Origin of the sequence: Streptomyces sp. NPDC058295 (assembly GCF_042880655.1) — a bacterium.
Lineage (GTDB): Bacteria > Actinomycetota > Actinomycetes > Streptomycetales > Streptomycetaceae > Streptomyces > Streptomyces coriariae.
Genome location: NZ_JBHVYO010000014.1, coordinates 149,788 through 166,413 on the forward strand (window position 1 = coordinate 149,788; position 16,626 = coordinate 166,413).

The 16,626-nt window shown below is 71.4% G+C and carries 9 protein-coding genes; 7 read left to right on the forward strand and 2 right to left on the reverse strand.

The features are described 5' to 3' along the window. Nucleotides 1-79 precede the first annotated feature (79 nt). Nucleotides 80-2,968, reverse strand: coding sequence for a glycoside hydrolase family 3 C-terminal domain-containing protein (locus ACFVYS_RS17585; protein WP_389502924.1), 2,889 nt, complete (start codon nucleotides 2,966-2,968; stop codon nucleotides 80-82). A 325-nt stretch (nucleotides 2,969-3,293) separates the two neighbouring features. On the opposite strand from ACFVYS_RS17585, the gene ACFVYS_RS17590 reads away from it, so the two are divergent. From ACFVYS_RS17590 to ACFVYS_RS17620, 7 genes are all read left to right on the forward strand, one after another. After that, complete coding sequence (locus tag ACFVYS_RS17590) at nucleotides 3,294-4,997, forward strand: extracellular solute-binding protein (RefSeq protein ID WP_389502926.1); 1,704 nt, start codon at nucleotides 3,294-3,296, stop codon at nucleotides 4,995-4,997. 25 nt (nucleotides 4,998-5,022) lie between these two features. Next, a complete protein-coding gene (locus tag ACFVYS_RS17595; protein ID WP_389502928.1) occupies nucleotides 5,023-6,057 on the forward strand; it encodes an ABC transporter permease in 1,035 nt (344 codons plus the stop codon). Then, entirely contained in the window at nucleotides 6,054-6,989 is a 936-nt protein-coding gene (locus tag ACFVYS_RS17600; RefSeq protein ID WP_389502930.1) for a carbohydrate ABC transporter permease, read from the forward strand. The genes ACFVYS_RS17595 and ACFVYS_RS17600 overlap by 4 nt, the downstream gene beginning before the upstream one ends. 218 nt (nucleotides 6,990-7,207) lie before the next feature. Further along, a complete protein-coding gene (locus ACFVYS_RS17605; protein ID WP_389502931.1) occupies nucleotides 7,208-9,406 on the forward strand; it encodes a WD40/YVTN/BNR-like repeat-containing protein in 2,199 nt (732 codons plus the stop codon). Then, nucleotides 9,403-11,382: a beta-galactosidase gene (locus ACFVYS_RS17610; RefSeq protein ID WP_389502933.1), complete on the forward strand. Its 1,980-nt coding sequence runs from the start codon at nucleotides 9,403-9,405 to the stop codon at nucleotides 11,380-11,382. The genes ACFVYS_RS17605 and ACFVYS_RS17610 overlap by 4 nt, the downstream gene beginning before the upstream one ends. After that, nucleotides 11,379-13,619 carry a glycoside hydrolase N-terminal domain-containing protein gene (locus tag ACFVYS_RS17615; RefSeq protein ID WP_389502934.1) on the forward strand — a complete coding sequence of 747 codons (2,241 nt, stop codon included), beginning with the start codon at nucleotides 11,379-11,381 and terminating at the stop codon, nucleotides 13,617-13,619. The genes ACFVYS_RS17610 and ACFVYS_RS17615 overlap by 4 nt, the downstream gene beginning before the upstream one ends. A 35-nt stretch (nucleotides 13,620-13,654) precedes the next feature. Beyond that, nucleotides 13,655-14,368 carry a hypothetical protein gene (locus tag ACFVYS_RS17620; protein ID WP_389502936.1) on the forward strand — a complete coding sequence of 238 codons (714 nt, stop codon included), beginning with the start codon at nucleotides 13,655-13,657 and terminating at the stop codon, nucleotides 14,366-14,368. A 137-nt stretch (nucleotides 14,369-14,505) separates the two neighbouring features. Here the strand turns inward: ACFVYS_RS17620 and ACFVYS_RS17625 are convergent, their stop codons facing one another. Continuing rightward, nucleotides 14,506-16,548 carry a TIM-barrel domain-containing protein gene (locus tag ACFVYS_RS17625; protein ID WP_389502938.1) on the reverse strand — a complete coding sequence of 681 codons (2,043 nt, stop codon included), beginning with the start codon at nucleotides 16,546-16,548 and terminating at the stop codon, nucleotides 14,506-14,508. Nucleotides 16,549-16,626: the final 78 nt, after the last annotated feature.

Genomic DNA, 16,626 nt, shown 5'->3' on the forward strand with positions numbered 1-16,626 from the left:
ATATAGGCTCCCCGAAGGGGTCCGGCACCGATGCCTTCCGGTGCCGGACCCCTTCTTCGTGCCGGCTTCCTCCGGACCCTCAGCCGGAGAAGCCGACATGCGCCAGCCGCAGCGGGCCGCGCAGTCCGAGGCGCAGATCGTGGACGCCCCCGGCGGTGAGCGCCGCGTCGACGGTGAGGTAGTCGTACGGTCCCGGCGTGGGCGCGGCGACCGTCAGGGTGGCCAGGACCGGGCCGCCGTCGAGCGACAGCTCCACCGTGCCCGAGCCGGCCGCCGTCACCGTCACGCCCGTCGTGCCGGTGCCCGTGCCGAAGTCGCAGGCCCGGTAGACCAGTTCGCCCGTCCCGCCCGCCACCGGCGTCACCGCGTCGCCCGACACCTTCGTCCGGTCGACGATCTCGACGCCGCTCTGCTCGTCGAAGTCGGCGGCCTCCAGACCGCGCAGGCGCACCGGGCGCGGGGCGGACGGTTCGCCCTCCAGCGTGACGGTCGTCCGCAGCCGGACGTCCGTGCTGGACGCGCCGACCAGGAGGTCGTACGGGCCGGACTCCAGACGCCACCGGCCCTGCGCCACGTCCCAGAAGGCGAAGGCGGACAGCGGGACGTCGAAGGAGAGCTCCGCGCTCGCGCCCGGGGCGAGGGTGACCCGGCGGTGGTCGAGCAGCTCGCGGCGCGGCCGGGTGACCGAGGGGTCCACGGCGCGGGTGTAGAGCTGGGCGACCTCGTCGGCCGTCAGCTCCCCGGTGTTGGTGACCGTGCAGGAGACGTGCGCCGTGCCCTCCTCGACGCGCACCGCCAGGTCCGCGTAGGAGAAAGACGCGTACGACAGGCCGTGCCCGAACGGGAACAGCGGGGTGCCCTCGAAGTAGAGGTACGTCTGACGGGCGCCGATCACGTCGTAGTCGAGGAGGTCGGGCAGATCGGCGTCGGCGGCGTACCAGGTCTGCGGGAGGCGTCCGGCCGGGGAGACGTCACCGGCCAGGACCCGCGCGAGAGCGGTGCCCGCGGCCTGGCCGCCGTGCGCCGTCCACAGCACGGCGGACAGCGGGCCCGGCTCGACCGCGTACGGATACGCCGACACCAGGGCCAGCACCGTGCGCGCGTTCGCCGCCCGGGCGGCCGCCAGCAGCCGCTCCTGGTGGGCCGGCAGTCGCAGCGTGGTGCGGTCCTCGGTCTCCCGGCCGTTGATGTGCGGGTCGTTGCCCGCCACGACCACGACCACGTCGGCCCCGGCCGTGACGCGGGTCACCGCGTCCTCGCCGGATTCGACGACGATGACCTCGACGACCTCGGGATTCTCCTCGTCCGGCCCGGCAACCCTGACGCCGTCGGCGGCGACACGGACATGGCGACCCGTACCCAGATGCAGCAGGAGGTGACCGTTCCCTTGGGTGTTCCCGGAGGTGTTCCCGTCGGCGTCCGCCCGCGGGACCAGGCGGAACGTCTCCTGGACGACCCAGCCGCCGGGCTGGTCGGCGGAGGCGCGCAGGTAGCCGTCCTCGGCGACGGAGAGGTAGCGCCCGTCGGGCGCGCGCAGGGTCAGTACGCCCTCGCCCCAGTCGACGAGCGCGAGCTCCGTACCCGTCGCGTCCGTGGTCAGCGGCGGGAGGTCGGTGCGGCCCGCGAGCAGCGCCGGGTCGAGGGCGCCCTCCGCGCCGCGCACCTCGTCGGTGGCCTCGGGGGCGGTGGGGACCTTCAGGAACGTGCCCGCGGAGGTCTTGAGCAGGACCCGGTCCACGCCCTCCGCGAACTCCACGCGCTCGGCGCCGAACCGCTCGTACAGGCCCTCCAGCGGGGTGGAGCGGTGCAGCAGTGTGCCGCTGTACCAGTCGAGCTTGCACTCGTCGGCGAGCAGGCCGACCACCGCGATCCGGGTGTCGGCGGCCAGTGGCAGCACACCGTCGTTGCGCAGCAGGACGATCGCCTGCTCGGCGGCCTCCCCGGCGAGCGTGCGATGGGCGGGGGAGTCGAATTCGCCGGTGCCGGCGTACGGGTCGTAGTGCGGATCGAACTCGCCCAGCCGGAAGCGGACCGAGAGCTGGCGGCGGACCGCCGCGTCGACGTCGGCCGGGGTCAGCAGGCCCTGCTCCAGCGCCCCCTCGACCCGGGCGACGATCTTCGAGCCGTCGGTGCCGTGGTCGGTGAAGCTGTCCACGCCGGCCACGAGCGCGGCCGCCGTCGCCTCCTCGTGGGTGTCGAAGTAGTGCTCGGAGTCCACCAGGTTGGAGGGCGCGCCCGCGTCCGAGCAGACCAGCAGCTCCTCGTCGGTCCAGGCGCGCAGCTGCTCGCGCAGATACGGCGAGACATGGTTGGGGCGGCCGTTGACCAGGTTGTACGCCGGCATCACCCCGGCCACCGCGCCCGCCTCGACCGTCGCCCGGAAGGCGCGCAGGTCGTACTCGTGCAGCACGCGCGGACGGACCGAGGACGAGGTGACGTCCCGGCCGGTCTCGTTGTTGTGGGCCAGCCAGTGCTTGAGGACCGGGGCCGTGCGCCAGTACGTCGGATGATCACCGCGCAGACCGTGCGTGTACGCGGTGGCGATGGCGGAGGTCAGCCGGGGGTCCTCGGAGTAGCCCTCCTCGTTACGGCCCCACAGCGGGTGGCGCAACAGGTTGACCGTGGGGGACCAGACGTTCAGGCCCACCCGCTCGTCGCGGGCGCGCATCGCCCGGACCTCCTTGGACACCGCCTCGCCGATCCGGCGTACCAGGTCGGTGTTCCAGGTCGCGCCCAGTCCCACGGCCTGCGGGAACACCGTCGCCGGACCCATCCAGGCGACGCCGTGCAGCGCCTCCTGGCCGGTGCGGAAGGCGGCGATGCCGAGCCGCTCGACGGCGGGTGCGAACTGGTGCAGGAAGGAGACCTTCTCCTCGGGGGTCAGCCGGGACAGCAGATCGTCGATGCGCTTCGCGAACGGCAGCTGCGGATCGCGGAAAGGCGGCGTGGGCGGCGTGTGTGCGGTCACGTGGGGATCCCTTTGCGGTGGAGCGGGAAGGCTCTTTCGAAGCGCTTCGATGCTCATTCGACGGTGGGGCGGGTGTCAAGGGGACTTCACCGCTATTTCAAGCAGCGCATAAGGAGAGGTCGCCCCGGATACCTCGGAGGAATGTTGGGAGCGACCCTTGTGCACCCCAGGGTGTTCACTTAACCTCGCAGCAACATCGAAGCGCTTCGACTGGGAAAGAGCGAAACATCGTCGGAGGACCGCTTCGGCTCAGCCAGTTCCACTCGAGACACCGCAGCCGACGGCCACCGCCGGGTGTCCTGGTGCGCCATGAAGGGTTGACGCAATGACGCCGAACGCCGCTTCCCTCTCTTCTGGTCCCTCCGGGCCCAGCCGGAGAAGCTTCCTCGCCTCGACGGCGGTCGCCACCGCCGCGGTGGCGGGAGGGATGCCGTTGCTTGCCGCCTGCGGCGGTACGGACAGCGGCTCGCGCGACGGCACCACCTCGGGCAAGGACGCCAAGAAGATCCTGCCCGCCTACGTGGCCGGCAACGTGGTGACGCCCGACATCCCGTCGAAGAACGGCTCCTCGGTCGGCTTCACCAGCAAGCTCGACCTCGCCGTCCTGAAGACCTCGGTGCCGGAGAAGCTCGGCAAGGGCGGCAAGATCACCGTGATGTCGCCGTTCTGGGGCTCGCCGCCGAAGGGCGACAACGCCTACTACACGGCGATGAACGCCCTCATCGGCGTCGACGTCGTCTGGCAGAACCAGGACGGCAACACCTACGACCAGAAGCTCGGCGCCGTGCTCGCCTCCAGCGACGTGCCGGACGTGGTGGTCGTCCCCGGCTGGAACATGGGCGGCAAGATACCCAGCGCCATCCTCGGCAAGTTCGCCGACCTGGGCCCCTACCTGTCCGGCGACAAGGTCAAGGAGTACCCGAACCTCGCGGCGATCCCGACCGACGCCTGGCAGCGCTCCCTCTTCGGCGGCAAGCTGCGCGGTCTGCCGATGCCGTCGTCGTACGTCGCCAACATCGTGCCCTTCTACCGCAAGGACCTCTTCGACAAGAACGGCTACGAGGTCCCGACCACGACGGACGAGTTCACCGCGCTGGCCAAGGAGATCACCAACGCCAAGGCCAAGGTGTGGGCCTGCGGCGACATGAAGTGGACCGCGTTCAACAGCTTCGGAGTGCCGTCCGGCGGCGAGAAGCCGCTCGGCTGGATCCTCGAGGGCGACAAACTGGTCAACCGCATCGAGCTGGACTCCTACCTCGAAGCGCTGGAGTGGACCCGCAAGCTGTTCGCCGCCGGTTACGTGCACCCGGACTTCAAGCTGGGCAAGAGCCAGGCCGTCGACCCGAGCACCAAGTTCGCCGCCGGTGAGTTCCTCATCTACAACAACGACATCTCCAGCTGGTACGGGCAGCAGGCCTCGCAGGCCGCGCAGAACCCGGACTTCCGGATCTGGGGCATGGATATCTTCGGCCACGGCGGCGCCGACCCGGTCATCTACGCCACCCAGCCGGCCAACATCTTCGCCTTCGTCAACAAGAAGGCCTCCGAGGCCGTCATCCGCGAGGTGCTGGCCGTCGCCAACGTCACCGCCGCCCCGTACGGCACCAAGGAGTACATGCTCACCAACTACGGGGTGGAGGGCACGCACTACAGCGTCAAGGACGGGGTGCCCGTCAAGAACGACAAGGGCAACCAGGAGGTCCTCAATGCCTTCGTGATGATCGCGAGCCCGGCGTCGACCATCGCCCACCCCGACTTCCCGGACATCGCCAAGGGCCAGGTCGAGTGGCAGCAGCGGATGGGCGCCTTCACCAAGAAGTCGGCCTTCTACGGCATGCAGATCACCGAGCCGAGCCGCTGGACCAACCTCTCCAACAACTTCGAGCAGCTGGAGGACGACATCGTCCGCGGCCGCAAGAAGATCAGCGACATGCAGGCGGCCGTCTCCGACTGGAAGAAGAAGGGCGGCGACGAGCTGCGCGCCTGGTACCAGAAGCTGCTCGACGACAACGGCACGGCGACGAGCTGACGGCGGCGAGGCAAGGAGAACGGCCGTGTCGCACAGCACGGTGCCTCGGAGCAGGACCGAGGCCGACGAGTCGGGAAAGACCCCGGTGGCGCCCGGCGGCGCCACCGGCCCCCAGGGGAAACGGTCCTCCGGGAAGCTGGGTCTGCGGGTCAGGCTCAGACGGGACCGCGTCCTGCTGCTGATGACCCTCCCGGCGGTCCTCCTCATCCTGCTCTTCAACTACGTGCCGATCCTCGGCAACGTGGTCGCCTTCCAGGACTACGACCCTTACATCAGCGACAACGGGATCGTCGCCATCTTCCACAGCCCCTGGGTGGGTGTGGAGAACTTCCAGCGGCTCTTCGAGGACTCGGCCTTCTGGGAGGCCGTCCAAAACACCCTCGTGCTGTTCCTCCTCCAGCTGGTGCTGTACTTCCCGATCCCGATCATGCTCGCGCTGCTCATCAACAGCGTGGTCAGGCCCCGGGTCCGGGCGGTGTCGCAGGCGATCCTCTACCTGCCGCACTTCTTCTCCTGGGTGCTGGTCATCGCCGTGTTCCAGCAGTTGTTCGGCGGCGCGGGGATCCTCTCGCAGCTGCTGCGGCAGCACGGGTACGACGGCATCGACATCATGACCGATCCGGAGACCTTCAAGTTCCTGATCACCGCGCAGAGCGTCTGGAAGGACGCCGGCTGGGGCATCATCGTCTTCCTCGCCGCGCTGGCCTCGGTCAACCCCGACCTGTACGAGGCGGCCGCGATGGACGGCGCGAACCGCTGGCGCCGGATGTGGCACGTGACGCTTCCGGCCCTGCGCCCGGTGATCGCGCTGCTGCTGGTGCTGCGGGTGGGGGACGCGCTGACGGTCGGCTTCGAACAGATCCTGCTGCAGCGCGACGCGGTCGGACCAGGGGCGTCGGAGGTCCTGGACACCTTCGTGTGGTGGAACGGCGTCCGCAACCAGGACTTCGGCTACGCGGCCGCCGCCGGTCTCATCAAGGGCGTCATCAGCCTCGGCCTGGTGCTCGTCGCGAACAAGGTGGCCCATCTCATGGGCGAGCAGGGGGTGTACCAGAAGTGACCACCGTGATCGACAAGACCGTGCGCACACCCGGCCGCTGGGCGGCGCCGCCGCGGCCCGTGTGGGAGGAGGAGCCCAGCAGGGCCGGCCTCGCGGGCAAGGGCATCGCCCTGTCCTTCGCCTGCCTGGCGATCCTCTTCCCGCTGTGGATCGTCCTCGTCACCAGCCTCTCCTCACGCAAGACCATCGACGAGGCCGGCGGGCTGGTGATGGTCCCCAAGGGGATCACCTTCATCGCCTACCGGGAGCTGCTCAGCGGCGGACAGGTCACCCGCGCCGCGGTCATCAGCGTCCTGATCACCCTCGTCGGCACGCTCTTCTCGATGGGCGTATCCGTCCTGTGCGCCTACGGCCTCTCCCGCTCGGGCTCGCTCGGGCACCGCTGGATCCTGATGATCCTGCTGGCGACGATGTTCTTCAGCGCGGGCCTGATCCCCACCTACCTGCTGGTGCAGTCCCTGGGCCTGATGGACACCTACCTCGCGCTGATCCTCCCGAGCGCGATCAGCGTGTTCAACATCCTGGTCCTGCGCGGCTTCTTCATGGGGATCTCGCAGGAACTCATCGACAGCGCGCGGATCGACGGGGCGGGGGACCTGCGGATCCTCTGGCAGATCGTCATGCCGCTGTCCAGGGCGGTGCTGGCCGTCATCACGCTGTTCTACGCCGTCGGGTACTGGAGCGCCTGGTTCAACGCGTCGCTGTACCTCAACGACCAGGACATGATGCCGCTGCAGAACGTCATGATCCAGCTGGTGCAGAAGCAGGAGGCGCCGGTCGGGCTGGGGCAGGCGATCAAGACGGGGCAGCTGTCGGGGCTGGCCGTGCAGATGGCGGTCATGGTGATGGCGCTGCTGCCGGTGGCGGTGTTGTCGCCGTTCGTCCAGAAGCACTTCAAGAAGGGGATGCTCACGGGGGCGGTCAAGGGCTGACGTCCCCCGTCGCGAGCGCGGGAGGTACGGCGGCCGCGGGTTCGCCGTGGTTGGCCGCGCCCACGCGGCGGAGCCGCAGATCGACACAGCCCCGCGCCCTCGGGCCGGCGCGACCGGCCCTGCCAGGGGCGCGGGGAACTGCGTGACCAGCCCCCACCACCCGCAGACGAACGACACACCCCGGGCCCATCAACCTTCACCCACCGAGGTACCCCAACATGCACCCCACCCGCCGCACCCTCCTCGCCGGCACCGCAGCCGCCGCCACGCTCACCGCACTCCCGCTCACCCAGGACCGAGCCCAAGCCGCGCCCACCCGACCCGGCTCAACCGCCGGAGGCTACCGCTGGCGCAACGCCGTGATCGGCGGCACCGGATTCGTCACCGGTGTGCTCTTCCATCCGGCCGTCCGGGGTCTCGCCTACGCCCGTACCGACATCGGCGGCGCCTACCGCTGGGACGACCGCGCGGCCCGCTGGACCCCGCTCACCGACCACCTCGGCTGGGACGACTGGAACCTCCTCGGCGTGGAGGCCCTCGCCGTCGACCCCGCGCACCCGGACCGCCTCTACCTCGCCCTCGGCACCTACGCCCAGTCCTGGGCGGGCAACGGAGCCGTCCTGCGCTCCGAGGACCGCGGCGCCACCTGGACCCGCAGCGACCTCACCGTGAAGCTCGGCGGCAACGAGGACGGCCGGGGCGCGGGGGAGCGGCTGCTGGTCGATCCGCGGGACAGCGACACCCTCTGGCTGGGGACCCGGCACGACGGGCTCCTCAGGTCCACCGACCGGGGCGCCACCTGGGCGGCCGCCGACGGCTTCCCGGGCACGCCGAGCGCGAGCGGCCAGGGCGTCACCCTGCTCGTCGCCGCCGGCCGCACCCTCTACGCCGGCTGGGGCGACTCCGACGGGACGAGCGCCAACCTCTACCGGACCGCCGACGGCACCACCTGGGAGGCCGTCCCCGGCCGGCCCACCGGCAGCTCGGCCAAGGTGCCCGTCCGCGCCGCCCACGACCGCCACACCCGCGAGCTGTACGTGACGTACGCGGACGCACCCGGCCCCAACGGCCAGGCGGACGGCAGCGTGCACAAGCTGGCGACCGCGAGCGGCAGGTGGACCGACGTCACCCCGGTCCGGCCCGCCGCCGGTGACACCTTCGGCTACGGCGGCGTCGCCGTGGACGCCCGGCGCCCCGGCACCGTCGTCGTCTCCACCAACAACCGCTGGTCGGCGGTGGACACCCTGTACCGGACCACGGACGGCGGCCGCACCTGGACGTCGCTCAAGGACACCGCGGTCCTCGACGTGTCCGAGACCCCGTTCCTCACCTTCGGCACCGACGCACCGAAGTTCGGCTGGTGGATCCAGGCCGTCGCCGTCGACCCGTACGACTCGAAGCACGTCGTCTTCGGCACCGGGGCCACGCTCTACGGCACCCGGGACCTGAAGCACTGGGCCCCGCAGATCCGCGGCCTGGAGGAGACCTCCGTACGGCAGCTGATCTCGCCCCCGACCGGGGAGGCGCACCTGATCAGCGGCCTCGGGGACGTCGGGGTGATGTACCACGAGCGGCTCACGGCCTCGCCGTCCCGGGGCATGGCGACGAACCCCGTGTTCGGGACGGTGACGGGACTCGCGCAGGCCGCGGACAGGCCGTCGTACGTGGTCCGCACCGGCTGGGGAGACCACGGCAACGGCGCATGGTCCGCCGACGGCGGCAGATCCTGGGCGCCCTTCGCGGCCCAGCCCGCTCTCGCCGAGGACGCACCGGGGCCCATCGCCACGAACACCGACGGCAGCGTCCTGCTGTGGAGCTTCGTGCACTGGGACGGCACCAAGTACTCCGCCCAGCGCTCCACGGACAACGGGGCGAGCTGGTCAGAGGTCCCCTCCTTCCCCAAGGGCGCCACCCCGCTCGCCGACCCGGCCGACCCGGCACGCTTCTACGCGTACGACACCGACACGGGAACCCTGTTCGCCAGTACCGACGCCGGCCTCACCTTCACCGCGCGGGCGGGCGGACTGCCGTCCGGCGACAGCCAGTTCCAGCTGGCCGCGGCCCCGGGGCGCTCCGGCGACCTCTGGCTGAGCACCAAGGGGAACGGGCTGTACCGGTCCACCGACGGCGGCGCGGGCTTCACCAAGTCGACGAGCTGCTGGGCCTCGTACACCGTCGCCTTCGGGAAGGCCGCCGAGGGCGCCGCGTACCCGGCCGTCTACCAGGTCGGTTCCACGGAGGCGATCACCGCCGTCTACCGCTCCGACGACGGCGCGCGGACCTGGGCGCGGATCAACGACGACCGGCACCAGTGGGGCTGGATCGGCGCGACCATCGCCGCCGACCCGCGGATCCACGGCCGGGTGTACATCGCCACCAACGGCCGGGGCATCCAGTACGGGGAGCCCGTCCGATGACCGCCGCCGACCGGCCCGGTCTCGCCGACGCCACCCGCGGCCGCATCCTCTTCGGCGGCGACTACAACCCCGAGCAGTGGCCCGAGGAGACCTGGCACGAGGACGTCCGGCTCATGCGGGACGCCGGCGTCAATTCGGTCACCCTCGGCGTCTTCTCCTGGTCCCGGCTCGAACCCGAGCCGGGCGCACGGGAGTTCGGCTGGCTCGACACGCTGATGGACCTGATGCACGCGAACGGCATCGGCGTCGTCCTCGCCACCCCCACCTCCGCCCCGCCCCCCTGGCTGGGCCGGCTGTACCCGGACACCCTGCCCCGCGACGAGAACGGCGACGTCGAGTGGTGGGGCGGACGACAGCACTTCTCGCACTCAAGCGCCACCTACCGCCGGCACGCCGCCGCCATCACCGAGGACCTGGCCGCCCGCTACGGCGGCCACCCCGCCCTCACGATGTGGCACATCAACAACGAGTACTGCACGGCCGACCACGGCGACGAGGCGGCCGTCGCCTTCCGCCGCTGGCTGCGCGAGAAGTACGGCACCCTGGACGCCCTCAACACCGCCTGGGGCACGGACTTCTGGAGCCAGGGCTACGACAGCTGGGACACCGTGCTGCCCGCCCGCCGCCCCCACTACCTGAAGAACCCCGGTCAGGTGCTGGACTTCCGGCGCTTCACCTCCGACATGCTCCTGGAGTGCTACCTCGCCGAGCGGGACATCGTCGCCCGGCACACCCCGCACATCCCGGTCACCACCAACTTCATGCCGCTCTTCTTCGGCCAGGACGCCTGGCGCTGGGCCGAGGAGGAGGACGTCGTCTCCGTCGACCTCTACCCCGATCCCCGCGACCCGCTGGGCGCCCAGCACGGGGCACTCGTGCAGGACCTGACCCGTTCCCAGGCGCGCGGCCCCTGGATGCTGATGGAACAGGCGGCAGGACCGGTCAACTGGCGCGGGGTGAATCACCCCAAGCCGCGCGGCCTCAACCGGCTCTGGTCCCTCCAGGCCGTGGCCCGCGGCGCGGACGCCGTCTGCTACTTCCAGTGGCGCCAGTCCCGGCAGGGTGCCGAGAAGTTCCACTCCGGGATGGTCAGCCACGCGGGGGAGCGGGGCCGTACCTTCCAGGAGGTGAAGCAGCTGGGCGCCGAACTCGCCCGGATCGGACCCGAGGTGACGGGTAGTCACATCAGTGCGGACGTCGCGATTCTGCACGACTGGCACGCCTGGTGGGCCGGCGCACAGGACGGCCGTCCCTCCACCCACGTCGACCACCCGGCCGTCCTGCACGCCTGGCACCGCGCCCTGTGGGAGAGCCGGCTCACCACCGACTTCGCCCACCCCGGGCACGACCTCGGCGGCTACCGGCTGGTCGTCGTCCCCCAGCTGTATGCACTGACGGACGCGGCGATCGACAACCTGCTGGCGTACGTCCGCGGCGGCGGCACCCTCGTGGCCGGCTTCCTGACCGGTGTGGCCGACGAGGACGACCGGGTGCGCCCCGGCGGGATGGACGCCCGGCTGCGCGAGCTGTTCGGCATCCGCACCCTGCACGAGTGGTGGCCCCTGGAAGCGGGGGAGCGCGTCGAGACCGACGGCTTCCGCGGGACCCTGTGGTCGGAGGAGCTGGAAGCCGAACCGGACGCGGTGGAAACCCGTTACAAGGGTGGCGAACTCGACGGACTGCCCGCCGTCCTGCGTCACGACCGCGCCTGGTACGTCTCCACCCTCCCCGAGCCCGACGCCTTCCGCGCGCTGCTCGCCCGTATCGCCGCCGACGCGGGCGCCCGGCCCGTCCTCGAAGGTCTCCCGCCGGACGTCGAGGCCGTACGCCGGGGTGACCTGCTGTTCCTGCTCCACCACGGCCGTGAGCCGGTGACCGTCCGGCTCCCGGGCACCCACCACGACCTGCTGACCGGGACGCGCTTCACGGACGAGATCACGCTGGGCCGCCACGGCGTGGTGGTGTTGCGCTCATGACCCGCACCTCGTCGCATGCGCACCCCGTCCTCCCGAGCACCGACCGCCCCGTGCACGGAACGCACGAGTACCGGCCCGCCGACCGCTGGGAGGACGCCTTCCTCAGCGGCAACGGCCGGCACGGCACCCTCACGTTCGGTGATCCGTACGACGACCGGGTCGTCGTCACCCACCACACCCTGGTCCGCCCCAACGGCGCCGAACACGCCCGTCCGCCGGAGCTCGCCGCCGAGCTCCCCGCCCTCCAGGACAAGTTGCTGGCCGGAGAGTGGGAGGCCGCCGAAAGCTTCACCGACCACCGGCCCCTGCAATGGGTCCAGCCCTTCCACCCGGCCTTCCAGATACGGCTGACAGCGCCCTCGGACGAGCCGCGCCACTACCGTCTGCGGACCGTCGACTTCACCACCGGCGAGGCCACCGCCACCTGCCGGGGCGGCACCAGCCGGGTCTTCGTCTCCCGCGCCGACGACGTGATCGTCCACCAGGTCACCGGCCTCGACCTGGACATCTACCTGGACCACCGGCTGCCGGGCGCACCCGCCGGCCTCGCCGTCGGCCAGGGATCCGTCCTCACCCCGGACGGCGCCCTGCTCACACTGCGCGCCCGCTATCCCGACAGCGACCGCGCCTACACGGGCGTGACCCTCGTCGTCGTCACCGGCGGCCGCACCCGGCTCACGCACCCCGGCGTGCGGGTCACCGGCGCGGAGTCCGTGCTGCTGCTCACCCGGGTCCGCAGACACACCGGCGAACTGGACGTCACCGGGGAACAGCGCGCCCTGAACGAGCTGCCGCACCTCTACGACGACCTGCTCGCCCGCCACCTCCCCCTCCACCGCACCGCCTACGAGCGCGTCACCCTCGACCTCCACGCCGAGCCGGAGGAGCGCGGGCTCCCCGGCTCCGAGCTGCTGGAACGCCCCCGCAGCAGGGCGCTGCTCGAGCGGCTCTTCGCGGCGGGGCGCTACCACCTCCTCTCCTCCTCCGGCCTCAACCCGCCCCGCCTGCCGGGACTGTGGACCGGCGACTGGGACACCGCCTGGGCCGGGGCGTTCACCAACGACGCCAACGTCAACCTCCAGACGGCCTCCGCCGCGGCCGCCGCGCTCCCCGAGGTCACCGACGCGCTGGCCTCCCTGATCCACCGGCAGCTGGACGACTGGCGGGAGAACGCCCGCGCGGTCTTCGGCGCCCGGGGCGCGGTCGCGCCCGCGCACTCCGACGGCGAGTCCGGGCTGGCGTACCACTTCAGCCGCGAATACCCGCTCCACCTGTGGACGGCCGGCGCCGACTGGCTGCTCAAACCCCTCGTCGACCACGACGAGACCCGCGGCGAACGCGACCCGCGCACCGTCGCCGCCCTCGCCGAAGTCGCCCGGTTCTACGAGGACTTCCTCACCCGCACCGACCCCGACGACCCCGACGGCCCGCTCGTCGTCGTCCCCTCCTACTCGCCGGAGAACCGGCCCACGGGCGGCAGCTGGGGCGCCGTGAACGCGGCCATGGACCTCTCGGCGGCCCGGCACGCGCTGCTGACCGCCGCCGGCCACCACCCGGGCTCCGCCGAGGCGGACCGCTGGCGTGCCCTCGCCGACCGCCTCCCGCCGCACCGGATCAACTCCGACGGCGCCCTCGCCGAATGGGCCAGGCCCGGCCTCGACGACACCTACGACCACCGCCATCTGAGCCACCTCTACGGCGTCTGGCCCCTCGACGAGATCAACCCCTACGACACCCCGGGGCCGGCCGCCGCCGCCCGCCGCGCCCTCGAACTGCGCGGCGCCGAGAACGACTCCGCGCACGGCCACCTGCACCACGCGCTGATCGCGGCCCGTCTGCGGGACGGCCGGCGGGTCGCCCACGCCCTCGGCGAGGTCCTGGACGGCGACTTCTTCCACGCCTCCCTGATGAGCGCCCACTACCCCCGCCGCGACGTGTACAACGCCGACGCCGCGCACACCCTCCCCGCCGTGCTGATCGAGATGCTCGTCCAGTCGACCCCCGACCGGCTGGTCCTGCTGCCGGCGCTTCCCCCGGGGCTCCCGTCGGGGGAACTGCGGGGCGTACGCACCCGGTTCGGCGCCGAACTCGACCTCTCCTGGGGTCCCGACGGCAGCCGGGCCGTCCTGCGGCCGCGGCGCGGTCACCGCATCGAAGTCCGGACTTCCTCCGGCGGCGCATCGCCGCTCGACCTGGTCGCCGGAGAAGACCACGTCCTCACCTCGGGGACGTGGTAGCCGCAGTCACTCCCCCCACCCATGGAAGGGACACCATGGCAACACGTATCCCGAGCAGGGTCGCCAAGGCCCTGCTCGCCCCCGCACTCGCTCTCGGCGTCACCGTCGGACTGGCCTCCGCCCCCGCCTCGGCCGCCGTCTGGAACTCCTGCGACCAGTGGGGCAACACCAGCCTGAACGGCTACACGCTCTACAACAACATCTGGGGCTCCGGCGCCGGCAGCCAGTGCGTCTGGGCCAACTCCGGTACCAACTGGGGCGTCTGGGCCAACCACCCCAACACCGGCGGCATCAAGTCGTACCCCAACTCCAAGAAGGTGATCAACAAGACGATCACCTCGCTCGGCTCGCTGTCCAGCAGCTACAACGTCACGGTCCCGTCGTCCGGCGCCTACAACACGTCGTACGACATCTGGGACACGGACTACGACTACGAGATCATGCTCTGGGTGAACTACAACGGCGCCGTCGGCCCGCTCGGCACCTCGCAGGGCAACGTCACCCTCGGCGGCCACACCTGGACCGTCTACAAGGGCAACAACGGCGCGAACGAGGTGTTCTCGTTCCTGCGTACGTCCGACTCGTCGTCCGGCACCGTCAACGTCCTGCCGATCCTCAAGTGGATCAAGGACACGAAGGGCTGGTTCGGCAACGAGACCATCGGGGACGTGCAGTTCGGCTTCGAGATCACCTCGTCCTCGGGCGGGCTGGACTTCGTGACGAACAACCTGACCGTCAGCAGCAGCTGACCCGGGGCGCGCCGAGGCCGGCCGGGACCCCTGCGCCCGGTCGACCTCGGCCCGCGGCACCGGTCACTCAGGATCCACGGGCGGCCGGTCCCTCCCCTGGTCCGGGACCGGCCGCCCCTCTTCCCCTCCCCGTGCGGCTACTCCGTCACCGGCAGCCGCGCCCCGTCCCGCAGGAACAGCGGGAGGCGGTCCAGCGGGGCGTCGACGGTCACGGCCGCGCCGCCCTCGTACGTCTCGCCCGTCCACGCGTCCGTCCAGGTCGCGCCCGCCGGGAGGTAGGCCGTGCGGGCCGTGGCGCCCGCCGTCAGCACCGGGGCGACGAGCAGGTCCCGGCCGAAGAGGTAGGAGTCGTCCACCGACCAGGTCGCCTGGTCGTCCGGGAACTCCAGGAAGAGCGGCCGCATCGGCGGCAGCCCCTCCTCGTGGGCCTCCCGCATCACCCGCAGGACGTACGGCTTGAGCCGCTCGCGCAGCCGCAGGTACTTCTCCAGCACCGCGCCGGCCGCCTCACCGTACGACCACACCTCGTTCGGGCCGCCGGTCATGTCCGGGCCCAGCGGCATGCCCGGGTCGCGGAAGCCGTGCAGCCGCATCAGCGGGGACAGCGCGCCGAACTGGAACCAGCGGACCATCACCTCCTGGTACGCCGGGTCGCTCGGGTCGCCGCCGTGGAAGCCGCCGATGTCGGTGTTCCACCACGGAATGCCCGACAGGGCGGTGTTCAGGCCCGCCGCGATCTGCCGGCGCAGGGTCGCGAAGTCGGTGCCGATGTCACCGGACCACAGGGCGGCGCCGTAGCGCTGGCTGCCCGCCCACGCCGAGCGGTTGAGGCTGATGATCTCGTCCTCGCCGGAGGCGCGCAGACCCTCGTAGAAGGTGCGGGCGTTCTCGGCCGGGTACATGTTGCCGACCTCCAGGCCCGGACCCGCCCAGTAGCGCAGGTTCTCCTGGAAGCCGGGCTTCAGCTCCGGTTCGCAGGCGTCCAGCCAGAAGGCCGTGATCCCGTACGGGGTCAGGTAGTTGTCGCGGATCTTCGACCACACGAACTCCCGGGCGTCGGGGTTCGTCGCGTCGTAGAACGCCACCTGGACCGTCGACGCGACGCCCTTGTCCGGCCAGTCGGCGTGGGCCATCGGGCCGTACTGGGTGCCGATGAACCAGCCGCGCTGCTCCATCACCGGATGGTTCTCGCTCAGCGGCGACACGGACGGCCACACGCTCACCACCAACTTGACGCCCAGCTCGTCCAGTTCGCGGACCATCGCCGCCGGGTCGGGCCACTCGGCCAGGTCGAACTTCCACTCGCCCAGGTGGGTCCAGTGGAAGAAGTCGCACACGATGACGTCGAGTGGCAGGCCCCGGCGCTTGTACTCCCGTGCCACGCCGAGCAGTTCGTCCTGGGTGCGGTAGCGCAGCTTGCACTGCCAGAAGCCCGCCGCCCACTCCGGCAGCATCGGGGTGCGGCCGGTGGCCGCGCTGTAGCGGCGCTGGGCGTCGGCCGGGGCCCCTGCGGTGATCCAGTAGTCGATCTGCCGGGCCGAGTCCGCGACCCAGCGGGTGCCGTTGCCGGCCAGCTCCACCCGGCCGATCGCCGGGTTGTTCCACAGCAGGGTGTAGCCGCGGCTGGAGGTGAGCACCGGGATGCCCACCTCGGCGTTGCGCTGGACCAGGTCCAGGACCAGGCCCTTCTGGTCCAGGCGGCCGTGCTGGTGCTGGCCGAGGCCGTACAGCTTCTCGTCGTCGTAGGCGGCGAAGCGCTGCTCCAGGCGGTGGTGGCCGTTGCCGACGGCCGTGTACAGGCGGGTGCCCGGCCACCAGAAGTGGGCGCGCTCCTCGGCCAGGATCTCCGTGCGGTCGTCCGTCCGCAGGAACCGGATCACACCCTCGGCGCTCACCTCGACGGTGAGGGTGCCGACGGTCAACTGGCCCTCGGTATCGGTGATCTTGACGGTGCTCTCGGTGGCCGGCGGCTCGTCGAGCAGCGCGCCCGGCAGCCCTTCGAGGATCGGCCCGCCGAGCCGGGCGCGCACCCGGACGGCGTCCGGACCCCACGGCTCGACCCGCAGGGTCTCCTGGCGGCCGCTCCACTCCAGGGCGCCGCCGTGCTCACGGAAGGTGCCGACCGTGGGCGACGACTGCGCGAGGCTGACCTGAGGCTGGTTCTCGGCAGGCTGGTTCATGTGAGGTTGCTCCTTGAAGGAGTGCAGACATGGCGGTGCCCTGGCAGCGGGCGCGACGGCGGAAGAGCCGGATGGGTA